The sequence below is a fragment of the Planctomycetaceae bacterium genome (assembly GCA_041398825.1).
GTDB lineage: Bacteria > Planctomycetota > Planctomycetia > Planctomycetales > Planctomycetaceae > F1-80-MAGs062.
Map to the genome: position 1 here is coordinate 144,003 of JAWKTX010000005.1, position 16,834 is coordinate 160,836.

15 protein-coding genes are annotated in these 16,834 nt (G+C 54.7%); 7 read left to right on the forward strand and 8 right to left on the reverse strand.

What is annotated here, in order from left to right; translation table 11 throughout:
- Window positions 1-63: 63 nt before the first annotated feature.
- Genes R3C20_10895 through R3C20_10905 form a run of 3 tightly spaced genes read left to right on the forward strand, consistent with a single transcriptional unit; the run spans window position 64 to window position 4,847 of the window.
- Window positions 64-654: a ThuA domain-containing protein gene (locus tag R3C20_10895; GenBank protein MEZ6041005.1), complete on the forward strand. Its 591-nt coding sequence runs from the start codon at window positions 64-66 to the stop codon at window positions 652-654.
- Window positions 641-1,489, forward strand: a complete 849-nt coding sequence (locus tag R3C20_10900) for a hypothetical protein (GenBank protein MEZ6041006.1) — start codon at window positions 641-643, stop codon at window positions 1,487-1,489. Before R3C20_10895 ends, R3C20_10900 begins: the two co-directional genes overlap by 14 nt.
- A complete protein-coding gene (locus R3C20_10905) occupies window positions 1,395-4,847 on the forward strand; it encodes a c-type cytochrome (GenBank protein MEZ6041007.1) in 3,453 nt (1,150 codons plus the stop codon). Before R3C20_10900 ends, R3C20_10905 begins: the two co-directional genes overlap by 95 nt.
- 42 nt (window positions 4,848-4,889) lie before the next feature.
- Here the strand turns inward: R3C20_10905 and R3C20_10910 are convergent, their stop codons facing one another.
- From R3C20_10910 to R3C20_10920, 3 genes are all read right to left on the reverse strand, one after another.
- Window positions 4,890-5,354 carry a thioesterase family protein gene (locus tag R3C20_10910; GenBank protein ID MEZ6041008.1) on the reverse strand — a complete coding sequence of 155 codons (465 nt, stop codon included), beginning with the start codon at window positions 5,352-5,354 and terminating at the stop codon, window positions 4,890-4,892.
- A gap of 171 nt (window positions 5,355-5,525) precedes the next feature.
- A complete protein-coding gene (gene xerC / locus R3C20_10915) occupies window positions 5,526-6,440 on the reverse strand; it encodes a tyrosine recombinase XerC (protein MEZ6041009.1) in 915 nt (304 codons plus the stop codon).
- An 88-nt stretch (window positions 6,441-6,528) separates the two neighbouring features.
- Window positions 6,529-6,774, reverse strand: a complete 246-nt coding sequence (locus R3C20_10920; protein ID MEZ6041010.1) for a hypothetical protein — start codon at window positions 6,772-6,774, stop codon at window positions 6,529-6,531.
- Window positions 6,775-7,124: 350 nt separating this feature from the next.
- Here R3C20_10920 and R3C20_10925 point away from each other — a divergent pair, with 350 nt between their 5' ends.
- Entirely contained in the window at window positions 7,125-8,633 is a 1,509-nt protein-coding gene (locus tag R3C20_10925) for an ATP-binding protein (GenBank protein MEZ6041011.1), read from the forward strand.
- 33 nt (window positions 8,634-8,666) lie between these two features.
- On the opposite strand, the gene R3C20_10930 is transcribed toward R3C20_10925, so the two are convergent.
- Window positions 8,667-9,695 carry a zinc-binding alcohol dehydrogenase family protein gene (locus R3C20_10930; GenBank protein MEZ6041012.1) on the reverse strand — a complete coding sequence of 343 codons (1,029 nt, stop codon included), beginning with the start codon at window positions 9,693-9,695 and terminating at the stop codon, window positions 8,667-8,669.
- 359 nt (window positions 9,696-10,054) lie between these two features.
- On the opposite strand from R3C20_10930, the gene R3C20_10935 reads away from it, so the two are divergent.
- Both R3C20_10935 and R3C20_10940 read left to right on the forward strand, forming a co-directional pair.
- Window positions 10,055-10,897, forward strand: a complete 843-nt coding sequence (locus R3C20_10935) for a MotA/TolQ/ExbB proton channel family protein (GenBank protein ID MEZ6041013.1) — start codon at window positions 10,055-10,057, stop codon at window positions 10,895-10,897.
- A 4-nt stretch (window positions 10,898-10,901) separates the two neighbouring features.
- Window positions 10,902-11,303, forward strand: coding sequence for an SxtJ family membrane protein (locus tag R3C20_10940; protein MEZ6041014.1), 402 nt, complete (start codon window positions 10,902-10,904; stop codon window positions 11,301-11,303).
- Window positions 11,304-11,366: 63 nt separating this feature from the next.
- Here R3C20_10940 and R3C20_10945 read toward each other — a convergent pair whose 3' ends face one another.
- The 3 genes from R3C20_10945 to R3C20_10955 form a co-directional block, all read right to left on the reverse strand.
- Window positions 11,367-11,642, reverse strand: coding sequence for a DUF5989 family protein (locus R3C20_10945; GenBank protein MEZ6041015.1), 276 nt, complete (start codon window positions 11,640-11,642; stop codon window positions 11,367-11,369).
- Window positions 11,639-12,697, reverse strand: a complete 1,059-nt coding sequence (locus R3C20_10950; protein MEZ6041016.1) for a substrate-binding domain-containing protein — start codon at window positions 12,695-12,697, stop codon at window positions 11,639-11,641. The genes R3C20_10945 and R3C20_10950 overlap by 4 nt, the downstream gene beginning before the upstream one ends.
- 66 nt (window positions 12,698-12,763) lie before the next feature.
- Window positions 12,764-13,279: a histidine phosphatase family protein gene (locus R3C20_10955; GenBank protein ID MEZ6041017.1), complete on the reverse strand. Its 516-nt coding sequence runs from the start codon at window positions 13,277-13,279 to the stop codon at window positions 12,764-12,766.
- A 183-nt stretch (window positions 13,280-13,462) separates the two neighbouring features.
- On the opposite strand from R3C20_10955, the gene R3C20_10960 reads away from it, so the two are divergent.
- Window positions 13,463-15,034 (forward strand): sigma-54 dependent transcriptional regulator, encoded by a 1,572-nt coding sequence (locus tag R3C20_10960; GenBank protein ID MEZ6041018.1) that lies wholly within the window; start codon window positions 13,463-13,465, stop codon window positions 15,032-15,034.
- A 153-nt stretch (window positions 15,035-15,187) separates the two neighbouring features.
- Here R3C20_10960 and R3C20_10965 read toward each other — a convergent pair whose 3' ends face one another.
- Window positions 15,188-16,699, reverse strand: a complete 1,512-nt coding sequence (locus R3C20_10965) for a sugar ABC transporter ATP-binding protein (GenBank protein MEZ6041019.1) — start codon at window positions 16,697-16,699, stop codon at window positions 15,188-15,190.
- Window positions 16,700-16,834 lie beyond the last annotated feature (135 nt).

Consider the following 16,834-nt stretch of genomic DNA (forward strand, 5'->3'; position numbering starts at 1 on the left):
GACGTTTCGTCCTTGATGTTTGCCTGCTTGCCGTCCTTCTGTTTTTACCATCAAGGCGCTTCCATGAAGACACCTTCCCTTCGCCTGTTTGTCGCACTGGTTTCTGTCAGTGTGTTCCTTATGGGTTCAGCGTGTGAGTCTGCCGAACTCAAGATGCTGTTCATGGGCGACAACGGCCATCATCGGCCGGAGGCGCGGTTTCAGGAACTGGCTCCGGCGCTGGAAGCTCGGGGCATCGAACTGAAGTACACCGACCGCATGGAAGACCTGACCCCGGATACGCTGGCGAAGTTCGACGGGTTGGTGCTGTATGCCAACATCGACCGCATTGAGGATGATCAGGCAAAGGCGGTTCTGGATTACGTCGCCAGCGGCAAGGGCTTCATTCCTCTGCATTGCGCGACCTATTGCTGGCGAAATAACAAAGACATCGTCGCGCTGATGGGCGGGCAGTTTCAGCGCCACGGCGGGCAGGTGTTTACCACTGTGATTGCCGAACCCAGCCATCCGATCATGAAGGGGTACGGTAGTTTCACCAGCTGGGATGAAACCTATATCCATCATCTGCATAACGAAAAAACCGTACGGTCCTGGAATACCGAGTCGAAGGGGATCAGGCCGCTGGCAACGACCGCGAACCATGGACGTGGGTGAGAACTCATGGCAAAGGTCGAGTCTTCTACACCGCCTGGGGACACGATCACGCACCTTCAATCAGCCGGGATTTCATAACCTTGTCGAACGAGGCATCCGCTGGGCGTGCGGCGATGACCCTTCTGTTGTGCCTGCGTTCACCGATCCCGATTCCTTTGCGACTCCAAAAATGACTGAGCTGCGGAAGGACGTCGCACCATTTGAATTTGTGGATGTCGGGCCGAAGATTCCCAACTACACCAAGGGCGACAAATGGGGCGTGCAGGGCAAACCCAGGACAACGATGCAGTTGCCATTGTCTCCGGAAGAGAGCATGAAGCACTTTGTCACTCCCGAAGGCATGGCCGTGAGACTGTACGCTGACGAACGCCATTTCCTGGCGAAACCCATTGCCATGTCTTGGGATGAACGCGGGCGACTGTGGATTTGCGAAACCGTTGACTATCCCAACGAACTGGGCACCAATCGCGACCGCATTCGCATTTGCGAAGACACCGACCACGATGGCAAGGCAGACAAGTTCACGGTGTTTGCGGAAGGACTCAGCATTCCCACGGCGATCGTTATCGTGCGAGGCGGTGCAGTCGTGCAAAACGGTACCGAAACCATTTATCTGAAAGACACCGATGGCGACGACGTCAGCGATCAAAAGACAACGCTGATCACCGGCTGGGCGGCTGGGGGATACTCACGGCGGAGTCAGCAATTTTCGCTACGGCCTGGACAACTGGGTCTGGGCGATGCAGGGTTACAACAACAGTACGCCGCAATACGGCGACAAGTCGGCTCAGTCGTTTCGCATGGGTTTCTGGCGATTCAGGCTGTCGCAGACTGATCCGCCGAAGGTCACCGATCTGGAATTCATTCGATCCAGCAACAACAACACATGGGGACTGGGCATCAGCGAAGACGGTCTGATCTTTGGATCGACCGCCAACCACAACCCCAGCATGTTTGTGCCCATTCCCAATCGTTATTACGAAAGTGTAAAAGGCTGGGCTCCGTCGACTCTGGGCACCATCGCCGACACTCATCTGTTTAAACCCATCACCGAAAACGTGCGTCAGGTGGACCAGTTTGGTGGTTACACCGCCGGAGCCGGACATGCTCTGTACACGGCCAGAACGTTTCCTCAGCAGTGGTGGAACAAGACCGCATTCGTTTGCGGCCCGACTGGCCATCTTGTCGGCACCTTCGTGCTGCGACGTGACGGTGCTGATTACAAATCCACCAGCCCTATCAACTTGCTGGCCAGCGACGACGAATGGAGTGCTCCGATCATGGCCGAAGTGGGTCCGGATGGAGCCGTCTGGGTTCTGGACTGGTACAACTACATCGTGCAGCACAACCCGACGCCTCAGGGCTTTGAAAACGGCAAAGGCAACGCTTACGAAAGCGATCTGCGAGACAAGAAGCACGGCCGCATTTACCGAGTGGTCCCGACATCCGGCGATGGCGATTTTGTGCATTCCTTCAGCAGTCTTGCGGATGCCAGCAATCAGCAGCTTGTGGAAACACTGAAGCACCCGTCGTTCATGTGGCGACTGCACGCACAGCGATTGCTGGTGGAACGCGGGGCTCGCGATGTTGTCCCTGAGCTTCTGGCATTGCTGGCTGATGAATCCGTCGACGCCGTCGGCCTGAACGTTGCTGCCATCCATGCGCTGCACACGTTGAAAGGGTTGGGCGTCGTTGATGGCGAACAGGCGGCCGCCGCAGTGAAGCCTGTCGTTCCGAGATCAGGGATTTGCAGAACAGAACGGCCCTCGTCTGACGCTGCAGGCGCTGCGATTTCAGCCGCGGAGCGGCGACAGGATGTAGCCCCGGGCGTTAGCCCGGGGAACGAATTCCAACAGACCGCCATAGCCCCGAAGGGGCGGCACATTGCCGACGCCGGATCTCCTGCCGTCCCTTCGGGACTGAATCGCAGCGAGGCTCTGAATCGCAATGTGGCGCAGAATCGCAGCCTGGCCCCGAATCGCATGCCGATCCTGACATCTTTGCCCGCCGCAGAGGATGACGTTCTTGCTGCTATTGGCAAGGCATTGCTGCATCCGTCTGCAGCCGTTCGACGAAATGCGCTCAGCGTTCTGCCTCGGGATGAGCGCGGGGTCAGCCTGCTGGCAGGCACGAAGATGAGGAAGCTGGCAAATGAAGATCCGCAGGTGCAGTTGCAGTGGATTCTGACCGTCGCCGATATGCCGCTGCCAAAGGATGGCGAGGTAGCCGGATATATGGCGATCGCTCTGGCCGGATGGATCGATCAAACCGACGATCCCGCGCTGCTGGATGCTTTGACCGCGGCTGCCGCGACGTATGCTCCTTTGTATCTGAACATGCTGTGCGAAGAACCCGTTCCGGAAGGGGCTCGCATGCTGGGGTTTGCAGTTCCCGGCAGTTATGAAACGGATGTCCGCGGAACGGTGGGAGCCAACAATCTGAAAGTGGCCCGGCGAGTTGCTGAGCACATTGGCCGCAGTCGTCCGGATGCTCCAACACTGCTGTTTCTGGTTTCGCGTGTTCCGAAGGCCAATGCCGAGCTGACCAGCGCAATTCTGGACGGTCTCACCGCTGGCATTCCGTCCAGTTTCGAATTCGAAACCACCGACGCTTTCGATAAGGCTCTGGTAGATGCATTGAACGCAGCAGACGGTTCTTCCAGGAGTAAGCTCGTTCGGCTGGCAGCTCAGTGCGGTACGAAGGCGCTTGATGCTCATGCGGCGGAAATCGTCGCGTCGATGCTGGCCGTTGTAGAAGATGTCGATGCGAAAGACAATGATCGAGTTTCCGCAGCCAGGGATCTCATTGGTTTCCGACCAGACGATGCCGGCGTCGTAAGCGACATCGTGTCTCAGCTGAACGCTCAGACCACCCCGGAACTTGGCCGAGCATTGTTGCAGGCGGTCCGGGGAAGCAAGTCGGCCGCGGCAGGGGACAGACTTGTTGAAGTCATGCCGGCTCTGACTCCGCAGTTGAAATCGGCAGCCCTTGGTACGCTGCTCAGTCGCCCGGATTGGGTAAAGTCGCTGCTGTCCGGGATCGAAAGCCGGACCATCGAACTGTCCGATCTTTCGCTCGATCAGAAGCAATCGCTGCGATCCTTCCCGGATAAGGCGATTCAGGAGCAGGCCGAAAAACTGCTCGCCATGGGCGGGGGGCTTCCCGACGCGAACCGCGACAAAGTGTTGAAAGCTTTGCTGCATCTGTGCGAAGAAGAAGGCAATGTTGATGCCGGTCGTGAGATGTTCAAGAAGCATTGCATGAAGTGCCACAAGCACGGCGACATCGGCGACAAGAATATCGGCCCCAACCTGACCGGCATGGCCGTGCATCCCAAGGAAGAACTGCTGACTCATATCATCGATCCGTCTCGCAGCGTCGAAGGCAACTTCCGCATTTATACGGTCGTGAATATTGATGGCCGAGTCATGAATGGGATGCTGGCATCGGAAACTCGTACCAGCATCACGCTGATCGATACGGAAGCCAAAGAAACAAGTATCCAGCGGGAAGACATCGACGAACTGGTCGCTTCAAAGAAGTCTGTGATGCCGGAAGGTTTCGAAAAGCAAATGACGGAAAGGGAACTTTCCGACCTGCTGGAGTTTCTGACCAACAAAGGCAAGTACGTCCCGGTTCCGCTGGATCGCTACGCCACTGCTATCAGCACGAAGGGGCTGTTCGGCCCGACAGACAACGGCCCGGATCGCATGGTGTTCAGCGACTGGTCGCCCAAAATGTTTGGAGAAATTCCTTTCCTGCTGACCGACCCAATGGGCAAGAGCAAGCCGAACATCATCCTGCTGTACGGCCCGAATGCACCTCTGCCTGCTTCTATGCCGAAGTCGGTGACACTTCCATGCAACACAGCTGCGAAGGTCATCCATCTGCTGGGTGGTGTCGGGGGCTGGAACCATCCGTACAACAGTGATGAAACGGTCTCGATGATCGTGCGTCTGCATTATGCCGATGGCACTCATGAAGATCATGAACTGAAGAACGCTGTCCACATTGCAGACTATATTCGTCGAGTCGACGTGCCCGGCAGTGATTTTGCTTTTATGTTGGGTGGCCAGCAGGTGCGTCACGTCGCGGTGACTCCCAAGCGGGCGGACAAGATCAGCACGATTGAGCTGGTGAAGGGACCGGATCGTTCAGCTCCTATTGTCATGGGAGTAACCATCGAGCGTTAATCCCGGTTCACGGCGTTCAGGGGGATGCATTTCCCCCTTCCGTCAATGCTGGTCTGGTACCGGAGAATTGTGCGGGACTTGAAAACACTGCTGGACCATCTCCGGAATTGAACGTGGTCGACCACTGTGGGTATCAATGAATACCCAGTCCGTTTGTCCCTGCGCCACCAGTTTCTGGTCATCCAGTCGCACAAATCGATACCGGCGTGTGGATCGAACTCTGCGAAAATCCGCGATCCATGTTCTGACCACAATGCGCTGGCCCTCCACGACTGGCAGCAGATATTCGATATGGTGTGAACGCGCAACCCATGAAGTGTCCGCTAATTCGTCTGCATTCCGTGGTATGCAGCTTCTTGCATGAGCAACGGCTGCATCCTGCATCCACTGAACATAGACAACATTGTTCACATGCCCGTTACCATCGATGACATCGGCCGTCACATGAATCGCGAACTCAAAGATCGCGGAAACTGCATCCTTTTCGTCTTGATGCTGTTCAGACATATTTTTGATACAGAAACAAGGATGACGATGTTCCGAAGAAACGAATGGGCCCCGGGAACGAACCTTCGGGCGCCGGTGTGAAGTCGTCATCATAGCAGGTCGGCATCATCGCAGAACGGCCCGAAACATCCTCTGACTGCAAACAGGCCCAGCGCGAAGCATTGGTGGGAGCTAGGATGCACGATTGCGAGCCGCGTGCGGGTGAGCTTTCTCGTAAGTTTCTCGCAGGCGTCTGGTGCTGACGTGTGTGTAGATTTGAGTGGTGGTCAGGCTCTTGTGACCCAGCAATTCCTGAACACTTCTCAAGTCTGCTCCACCATCCAGCAGGTGCGTTGCAAAACTGTGTCGAAGTGTGTGCGGCGAAGTCTGCTGCGAAAGACCGGCTGTCTGAATATGCTTTTCGAGCATTCTTCCTATGCTGCGCGTGGTCAGTCGCCCTCCAAAACGATTCAGGAAAAGCGCGTCCCGGTCCTTCTCTGGAACTTTTTCTCCAGGAGTACGGATTTCCAGCCAGTGAAGAAGCGCCCTCGTGGCGTAACTTCCCACAGGGGCGATCCGCTCCTTGCGTCCTTTGCCCAGTACCCGGATGACACCGGCCGCTCGATCCCAGTCGCTTAGATTCAGACTCACGAGTTCCGCGACACGAAGGCCGGCCGAGTAGATGGTTTCGAGAATCGCTCTGTCTCGAATTCCCTGGTCACTATTCGCGGGCGGAGCCAGCAACAATGCACCAACCTGATCCGTCGTCAGGAAATGGGGCAGCTTCCGGCCTGCGCGAGGTGTACGTAATGGTTTCGCCGGATTGGTGTCGCACAGACCATCGCGATTGCAGAAACGAAAGAAACTGCGCAGGCATGCCAGTCGTCTGGCGACAGTTGTCCGGGCGTACCCGCATTCGTGCAGATAAGCCACGTAATTTCGCAGGACACCGACTTCAATCTCGCGTGGAGCCGGTACTTTTCCATATTGCTCCTGAAAGAACTCCATCAGGTGTGCCATATCATCGGCGTATGACTTGATGGTCAGGTCCGAAGCATTTCGTTCGATTCGCAGGTAATTCAGAAACGCCTTTGTTGCACTTTGCATGGCATCACGCATCGACGACTTGAAAAGGTCCGCTTCAGTTCACCACTTCAGGACGCATCATCTGATGCAGATCGACTGATGCGGGTCGTCAGAAGAAGGAAGGGAAATCTTCTGAATGCTCAAATTCTTCATAGCTGACAGAATCCTGCGACTGCCGAAGACGCCGAACACGCTGAGCCAGTACGGCTGCGTCGTACCAGGTGAATTCGAGGTCCGGGTCACTCGCGTATTCGCTTAGCGTGGCAAGAACGGTTTCGACGCTGTTGTCGTCGTAAAGAAAGACAAACCGATGTCCATCACGGACCAGCGCCAGGACATTGACCGCTCTGCTCATTCGATTGCCTCCCTGCAATGCTCACGGGTGATCGCCGCAATTCGCGCCCGTATGCAAGACGGGCCCTCCTGTCTGAAGCTCCCGAGTTTGAAACGCGAACACTGACATCCCTTATCGGTGTTTCGTTTCGCCGCCTCAAAGTAAACCACACACAGACGTTAACGCCGAACCAGTCTTCCCGTTCGTTAAGGCGATCCTGACGAGACGCACGCTGGTTCGGCACGAATGGCCGGTTCTGTAAAGTTCCGACAGATTTCGCTATCATCGACGGAACGATGGATACGTAGATTTCCGTCCGTGTGATTGCGGACGTTATCCGTCGAGCTACCAGACACAGATTGCGATCAGCAATGAGTTCCGCCGATTCTGCAGCAGGATCTTCCGTCACACTGGAAAACTCGGCCCTCGGAGATGACTTAACAGGCTCTGCGGGCACTGAATCATCCGTCTCGACACCGAAACGATTCACTTTTTTTCGAGACCTCGCGGGTCTCCCCCAGTCTGCTGCGCTGGACCCCGTCAGTCGTGAGCTGCAGGCCGAATCGATCACGGTTCGAATCCGGTGGTTTGGCCTGGCAATCGGCTTCTTCTACGTCAACATGGTTTACCGTGTTACCGGAAGACCCGAACTAAACGCCATGCTGACGCTCGGAATGCTCTACGCGATGCTCGATACACTCGCAAGCCTTCGAGGTCGAATTCTGCTGTCACACTACCGCATCGGTATCTCGATGATGGAGGCATTGTTCATCGGGCTACTGTGCTTCTTCGATCAGGGTGTCGGAAGTCCCTTCCGGTTTTATTACTTCCTGTCTCTGCTTGTCTGCGCGATCCGTCATTCGCCGTCACTAACGTTTTCGTCCTACGCGCTGCACTCCATCAGCTACATTGTGCTGGGAATGTATGCAACACCGAACACTCCTGACGAGGGCGTGACGGTCATTCTCACACTGGTCTTCCTTGGTTGGACCGCGTGGGCAATTACAGCTCTGACAGGTTTACTCAAATCCGCAGATAAGCGACTTTTCAAGCTGAATCGGGAACTTCAGAAGAACCAGCAACAACTGGAAGCGCGCATTGCCGCGCGATCGCGGGAATTGCAGGAATCGCAGGCCATGCTCGTCCAGCAGGAGAAGCAGGCCGCTTTCGGATTGCTGGCCTCCGGAATCGCCCATGAAGTCGGCAATCCCCTGGCTTCGATCAGTTCGATCATTCAACTGTTGAGCCGCAAGAATGAAGATCCGTATTTTGGTGAACGACTTCAGATGGTCGATGGACAGCTCACACGAATTCAAAAGATCCTGCGGGAGCTTAGCGGATTCAGCCGCCCCACCAGCCGCCAGTCAACAAGCGTTGATGTCCACACCGCCATCCAGGAATCGCTGAACATTGCCAAGTACTACAAGCGTTGGAAAGGAAAGCATGTTCATTCACAACTGCAGGAAGGCCTGCCAACAACCCGGGCTGTTTACGATCAGCTCGTTCAGGTTCTCCTGAATCTGATTCTGAATGCCCTGGACGCAACTGAAGAAGGTGCAAGGATTACGATCGCGACTTCTCGTCCATACAAGGACGGCGTGCCACAACCGTGGATTTCCATTACCGTTGCGGATGAGGGATGCGGAATCGCCCCGGAAGCTCAAAAGCAGATCTTTCAACCTTACTTTACCACCAAATCGACGGGAACAGGCCTTGGACTTTTTGTGTGCCGACAACTCGCCGTTCAAACACTTCAGGGCGACATTCGTCTGGTGAAATCTGATGCATCCGGGACCACTTTTGAGCTGCTGCTGCCCATCATCGAATCGCCCGACGCCGATTCATCAGTCATCGAAATGACGCCCAAATACGCTACGTAAACCAGAGACGACCACTGAAACCGGGGCCCGCAGCTAATTCATATGAACCACGGCCTTGATGACACCGGCATCCGGGTTCAGCCACGATGGAAATACGTGTGGTACTTCTTCGAACTGAGCGTGGTGCGTGATCCAGGGATCCGTATCAATTCTCTTGTTGCGGATCAGGTCCACGATCCGTGAAAAGTCGGACGACAAGGCATTCCGACTCGCAAGTAACGTCAGTTCACGACGGTGAAGAAAGGGTGCGTGAGCAAACTCGAGATTCTGCTGGGTGATTCCCACGTAAACCAGCCGACCTGCGAATGCGCAGAATTCCATCGCTCGAATCATCGACTTGTTGTTGCCGGTCGCATCAATGACCACATCAGCCAGCTGGCCGTTTGTCGCACAGGACAAAGCAATCGCATCCGAATCATCGCCCTGAACTGCGATCGTATGCTCGACACCCATTCTCTCCCGAACAAATCGTAACCGTGACTCGGCGATATCCATCACGATCGGGGTCGCGCCACTGAGCTTTACAAATTCCAGAGCGGAAAGCCCGATCGGTCCCGCACCAATGATTAAAACATTCTCGCCCGACTTCGATTGGGATCGATCGACGGCATGACATCCAATCGCCAGCGTTTCGACCAATGCACATTGCTCCGGCGACAAACCACCCGCGGGATGAAGTTTTCTGGCTGGCAAAATAATTCTGTCCGTCAGCCCCCCATCACACATGACGCCCAGGGTCTTATGGTGTTCGCAGCAGTTCGTGAATCCTCGCCGACACGAATAACATTGCTGGCAATTCAGATAGGGCTCCACTGCGCAGAGATCCCCCGGATTCAGATGCGACACACCCTCTCCCGTTGAGATCACTTCCACGCCCAACTCGTGGCCGGGAATACGTGGATAGGAGAAAAAGGGCATCTTCCCGAGGTAACCACCCAGATCCGTGCCACAGATGCCTACACGCAAAACGCGCACCAGCGCTTCACCGGCTGCCGGGGCCGAGGGCTCGTCAATATTGATAATCCGCCAGCTCTGTGGCTTCTCCAGCTGCAGTGCACGCATAAATCTCACAACCTTTAGGTGATTTCTGCCCCGAACACTTGTCGAATTCCGGCACAAAAGAACCGTCCGAACCCAAAGAACTCACAGCGAAATCACGGATCCGGTAAGAGTATTCCGTTTATCATCCGGTGGTCCGACACTCGCTCATCCGAAGTCTCTGCATCGGTGCCTGCATCAGTCGATTTAAATCGGAATCTCGCGATCATGATAGCGAAAATACGTTCACCTGCGACCGGTAGCGTGCCGAATGCCAGTTGCACTATATTTCCTCGCATGCACTGCCGTCACTCAACGCTTGAGGCTCCGGGACAACGGATTGCGGGACGACTACGAATTGCGGGATCAAAATGGATTGCCGGATGAAAAATGTCACTTCAAACGATTCTACAGAAATTCGATTCCGGGACCGTCTTCGGACCCTCGGTCGAACAACTGCTGTGCGGACATCGTTTGCGATTCTGGTGCCGATGTTTTGTTTATTCGCTCTGAGTAACACTGTCGTCGCAGATGAAGTGAACAACGTCGTCGTCAACAATGAACCTTCTGCGATGCTCGGTCCCCGGGAAATGCTGGCGGCTGGCGGAGCGATTGGGTATGTGGTCGTGTTGTTCAGCTTCCTGATGGTCGCACTGATCATTGACCATATGATGAATATCCGGCGCAGTACCCTCATGCCGCCGGGACTCGCGGAAGAGGTTCATCGATGCCTTACTGAACGACGCTTCGAAGAAGGCAAAAAGTACTGCAAAGAACATCCCGGCTTTCTGAGCCGTGTGCTTTACGCCGGACTTGACGAAGCCGGGCTTGGCTATGCAACCATCGAAAAAGCGATGGAAGACGCCGCTGTGGAACAGTCGGCCCGACTTTTTCGACGCATTGAATACTTGTCTGTGATTAGCGCTTTGGCACCCATGCTGGGTTTGATGGGAACGGTATGGGGAATGATTCAGGCCTTTCTGGAATTCGAGCAGAAAGCCAATCCGCAAGTAAGCGAATTGGCGCCGGGAATCTATCGCGCTCTGATTACGACACTGATGGGACTAGGCGTCGCCGTGCCTGCGCTGGCAGCATTTGCCATTTTCCGCAACCGCATTGAAGAACTCACTGCCGAAACAACCCTTCTGGCCGAACACGTTTTTTCCGATTATCGCCGCGCTCTGCAGACCCGTCGTACCTCCCGACAGTCCGGCAGCGCACAATAGCTGCATGATTTCATTCAACTGGTCACCTACAGAACGACAACTCCGACAATTCGGCGGTGTCGCTGTCGTTGCCCTGCCCGCACTGGCGTGGCTGTGGACACGCGACGTTCCTACGGTTCAGTGGAGCCTGATTGCAGGGGCCACCCTGTGTTCAGCCGGTTTTGTCAAACCCCAACTCCTGAAACCAGTGTTCATTGGGCTTTCACTACTGTTTTTTCCTGTTGGGATCGTGGTCAGCGAAATCGCCCTGATCATGATGTTTTTCTGTGTGCTCACTCCTGTTGCCTTATTTTTCCGGCTAACGGGTCGCGACGTTCTGCACCGGAAGATCGATCGATCCGCGGAAAGCTACTTCTCCGCTGTCCAACCGACCACTGACCTGAAGCGGTACTACCGGCAATTCTGAACAGCCGTTTTGACGCAGCCGAGTCCACCAGTAGATGACCTCGATACCGGAGCCGTCAGCACCTCAGAAAATGGAATAGATAAAGGGGCTTGCCCCTGTCGCGCTGAGCCACGCAAAGACCGTTATCAGCAGCATTACCAGCAGAATAGGTGTCAGCCACCATTTCTTGTTGTCGCGCAGGAAAAGCACAAATTCCATCGGAAGGGACAACTGAGGCTCTTCGTTCATCGACTCGAATTCTGACACCGCATCGGTTTCCGAAACAGTTTCATGCGATTCCCTGACAACCGGGCTGTCAGCGATGAGCTGTTCAGCAGGCTTTTTCGGTGCGTCTGTCATTTCTCTTCACCGGTATTTGTCGACAGTAATGCCGGGTCCTTTTCTGCATCCGTTTTGTAATACAGTTCTGAGGGTATCAGGATCTCGTTTGTCTGATCGTCGTCAATCTCGCCATCGAAGTATTTCTGGATCATTTCGATTGTTGTCTTGCCAATTCGATCAGGAAACTGGATCGGGTCGCAAAGAATCTTGCCATCCAGAATCGCGCGTTTGCCTTCAATCTGACCATCAAATCCAATGATCGTCACCTGATCGGCTTTGGACGCAGATTCCAGAGCAGCTCGGGCCCCCAGCGCTGAGGGGTCGTTAATTGCAAAAATGGCTGCAAGATCAGGATTGGCCTCAATTGTGTCTTTTGCAGCTGCAAACCCTGCGTCGCGTGCACCCTTTCCGTTCAGCGTAGCAACCACTTCGATCTTCGCTGCCCCATCTTTTGCGTTGTGGGACTCGAGGATTTCGTTAAATCCCTGAACTCGCATCTGACAAGATTCCACATCGGGATAATGGAGCACGGCCACCTTGCCACCGGATTCTGCCAGCAGCCTGACCATGGCTTCGCCGGCAAGTCGCCCTCCCTGCAAATTATCCGTTGCGACATGACAAACCACTTTGCCATCCGTTCCGTCATACTTGATGTCATTGGTGAAGACCGGGATGCCAGCTTCGTTCGCCTTTCGTATTGCCTGACCAATTGATCGAGAATCACATGGGTTCAGCACAATGGCTGTGACGCCCTTGACAATGAAGTCTTCAATCTGATCCGACTGCTTCTTCACATCCTGATCACCCGACACGACAATCACTTCATAGCCAAGCTTTTCCGCTTCTTCCTTCATTGTGTCTGCGATGACCTTGAAGAATGGATTCGTCAGGGTCAACGCTGAAAATCCGATTGTCCCCTGAGACATTGTCCGGTCGGAATCGTCGGAGTTCTCTTTCGCATCCGTGTTGCCTACCGGGTTTGCCGCCTGTTTCGATGACGCATCGCCGCCGCACCCGACGGCAACAGCCAGAAACATCAGCACCACTTGATATCTTGTCAGCAATCGTGTCATTTCCGAAACTACTCCGGTCATCTCAAAAAGGATGGTGTCAGCCGCGAACTGAAGGCACAACCTGACTTAATTCTCCGCTACAACTTCGCCACGGAGTATCATGAGTTTTAATCGCGTCTTCGGACGCTGATGGCGAACTTCAGAAAGATCACACCACGAATCCGCCGAGAATTCAAACACGCATGTCGTCGCTGTCGGAACCTCCAGGCCCCGATTTGCCAACCCGCACATCAGACTACCGATACCTGGATTGTGTCCCACAACCAATGCCGTCTGAAAATGATCCTCTGCATACTGGCTGACTGCTGTCAGATAGCTCTCGGGGCTCGCGAGGTACAATTCGTCCAGAGCATGAAACGGCGTATCCGGGCACAGGACTTCTGCCACTGCCTGAGCGGTCTGCATTGTCCTTCGAGCGGCGGAAGCAAGCAGCGAGTCGATCTGAATTCCTGCTTCCTTGAGATGTTTCACGGACTCTGCTGTCCGTTCGAGCCCTGACTCTGTCAGACAGCGATCAAAATCCCGTTCGCCGGGGCGTAAAGGAGCCGCCTTTGCATGTCGCATCAGAATCAACGTTTTCATTCGGCAGTCTTTGGATCTCAAAAGGCTGTTGTCGTGGGGCACCAAATGTTGCCAGGGAACAACATGTTTGGCAATGAGCCGACAATCAAAATCCCGTGTTTCATCGACTGAACACGATTGTCAGCCTTATGGCACCGGATTTGTAAACATCTCCATTCAGTAAACCGTCGCGCGGATGCGCTGATGGGTGTCTTCCTTTGGCTGAATGAGGTATTCGTTGTGAAGTCCCCCGAACTTGCTTTGATGTGCAGTAGCTCACCTGGCTTCTTTCGCAGTCTCGGCTCTGCACTGGGAGAACACTTTCGGCTGCTGGAATGCTACACGATCCAGGAGTCGGCTCAAATGATGCATCTGCATCAGCCAAAGCTGGCCATCATCGATCTTCGCGGATCACTGCCCACACAAGTGGCTCGCACATGGGCCACGGCTCAGTCTGCTGCCACCACACGTTTTGTCATTGTCACAAACCCCGGGCAGATCTCCGACTCGGACATCCCCGTTGAAATTCATCAAAGGGTCAACATTCATTCTCTGCAGCCGGGCGAGGAAGCGATTCAGCTACTGATCCAACACGTCATTGCAATCGGCGAAAACCCAACGGAGAAGAACCGCACACTGAGTCCTCTTCACTCAAAGGTCACGGAGCCGACTCCGGAAACTTCATCGACCTCTGCTTCTGCCGTTGCGGAGTCCGGCAACAGGTCCCATGCTGCTCCCGCAGGATCGAAGCGAGACTCCGGTCCGACTGCGGTACCGGATGACGAACCCGCTTCTGGTATGTCAGACAAATTCCGCACACGAACCCCCGAACTGCGTTCCATGCTGCGTCGACTCGAAATCGCTGCGCGGCATAACGTCACGATCCTGCTGATCGGAGAAACGGGTGCAGGAAAGACCCACCTGGCGAGACTCATCCACGACGTTTCGCCGAGGGCCGGTGAACCATTTCTGCATCTGGCCTGCGGAGCCCTGCCTGGTGATCTGATCGAAAGCGAATTGTTCGGTCATGTGAAAGGTGCATTCACCAGTGCGCATGCGGACAAGGATGGCAAGTTTCTTGCTGCAGGAAACGGGACCATCCTGCTTGACGAAATCGATGTCCTGTCGCCGGAACAGCAAGTCAAACTCCTGCGAGTCATCGAGAAAGGTGAATTCGAACCTGTGGGTTCGAACCGGACACTCCACGTCAAAGCCAGGATCATTGCCGCAAGCAATCTGCAGCTCCAACCGCTCGTGGAACAGGGCTTGTTTCGCCCCGACCTCTACTATCGCCTCAATACACTCAGTTTCCACCTGCCACCACTCCGAAAACGGCTGCCGGACATCGAACCGCTCGCGCGTTTCTTTGTTCATCAGCATGCCACGCAACTGGGAGTTGAGATCCGGGAGATCGCGCCGGAGTTCATTGAATGTCTGTTGCACTATCCCTGGCCCGGCAATGTCCGGGAAATGGAGAATGCGATCCGAAGCGCCGTGATCTACAGCGATCATGGTGTCATGAAGCCGTCTGCTCTGCCTCAGCATGTCGTCGAAGGAATGGCTGGGCCAGGTAATGATCCCTCCGTGTCTGCTTTCTTCGCTGTGCGTCAGGGCGACTCGCTGGGCAACCGAATCGAACTGACCGAAAAAGACATTATCGAACAAGCCCTGCTGAAGAACAATTTCAGTCGAACAAACACGGCTCGGCATCTGGGCATCAGCCGGGTGACTCTCTACAACAAGATGCGCAAGTATGGAATCATGCCGGAGCGTTAACTGAACAGCCTGTTGAAGAACGGGACTGGCTCGAGCAGGACACCTGAAAACACGATGGTTTCCAGTCCTCCTGCGTGCCTGTCCTGGTTTTCAACGGACAGTTCACGTGAGATTCGTGTTCCGCCAGCCATCCACAGCGTTTTCGAATTCTCTTCAGGACATGCTTTCTGCGGTCACGTCACCAACGGCTAACTTCAGCAGATCCGGCTGAGTCACATTGTTCATGTCCGTGACTTCCCCGGTGATCTGACCTTCGTGCATGACAAGGATCCGGTCACTGACACCGATAATCTCCGGCAACTCCGAACTGACCACTATTACGGCTTTGCCCTGTTGAGCGAGTTTTTGAATCAGAAGATAGATCTCATATCGTGCACCAACGTCGATTCCGCGAGTTGGTTCGTCGAACATGATGAGTTCCGCATTGCGTTGCAGCCATCGTGCAAGCACAACCTTTTGCTGGTTGCCTCCTGACAGGTTCTTTGCCAGTTGTTCCTGACCGGGAATCCGAATATTCAGTGATTCCACGAATGATGCAAATGCATCGCGTTCCCTGCCCTGATGAACAACGCCCATAGAAGAAAACTGTCGCATGTTCGCCAGCGAAAAGTTCTCACGCACGCTGCGTCCCAACACCAAACCCTGAGACTTTCGATCTTCCGTCAGCAGCACGATGCCGTTCTGAATGGCTATGCGCGGGCTGGAAATCCTCAGTTGCCGTCCATCAAGCTCCATTTCTCCGGAATCCATTGGATCCGCGCCGAAGATCAGTCGCAGCGTTTCTGTTCGGCCGGAACCTACCAGGCCGGTGATTCCCAGAATTTCACCACGCCGAACCGACAGGCTGACATCACGAACAGCAGTTCCCCGGTTCAGGTGCCGTGCACAAAAGCGTTCCTCACCAATTTCGTGAGGAAGCTCTGGAAACTCCTGCTCAATAGAACGCCCCACCATCAGTTCGATAAGGCGTTGCCTGGAGAGAGAGCGGCATTGTTCATCAGCAACGTGCTGACCGTCGCGGAGCACAGTGACTACATCAGCGATTTCGAAGACTTCATCCAGGCGATGGCTGATATACACGATACCGATGCCGCGGCCTTTGAGCTCTTCTATGATCTGAAACAGGTGTCGAACTTCTTTCGGCGTCAGTGCCGCAGACGGTTCGTCCATGACCAGGATCCGAACATCCTGCGACAAAGCTTTTGCGATTTCCACTAATTGCTGCTGAGCAATCGACAGAGTCCGGCAGGGCACGTCGAGTGGTATGGTGACTCCCATCAGTTCGAACAATTCGCCGGCTCGCTTCCGTTCTGCATTCCTCTGAACAAAGAACCGCGATGACTCGCGACCAAGGAAGATGTTTTCCCAGGCCGTCAATGCTGGAATCAGGTTGAACTCCTGATAAATCACTCCAATACCCGCGCGGATGGCATCGGATGGGTCGCTCAGAATGATGGGCTGATCGTTCATTCGGATGGAACCCGCATCCGGCTGATGTGCGCCGCCCAGCATTCGAATGAGCGTACTTTTTCCTGCGCCATTTTCTCCCATCAACGCGACAACCTGTCCCGCTTCAACCCGCAGGTTGACGTTTTGAAGCGCCTTTACACCCGGAAAGGATTTGCTGATTCCGGACATCTCCAGCAGTGGCGCAACGGACGTCATTTGTGCGGGTTTCTTCGTTCTGAGGTCGTGCAGTTCTACCTGCCGGGAGGTCTCTCCCCCCCTCACCGGCTGTCTTTGATCAGATCCCGTGTTGCCCGAGGTGATGGGCGAAGAACCATCTCCGGCTCCGTCTTT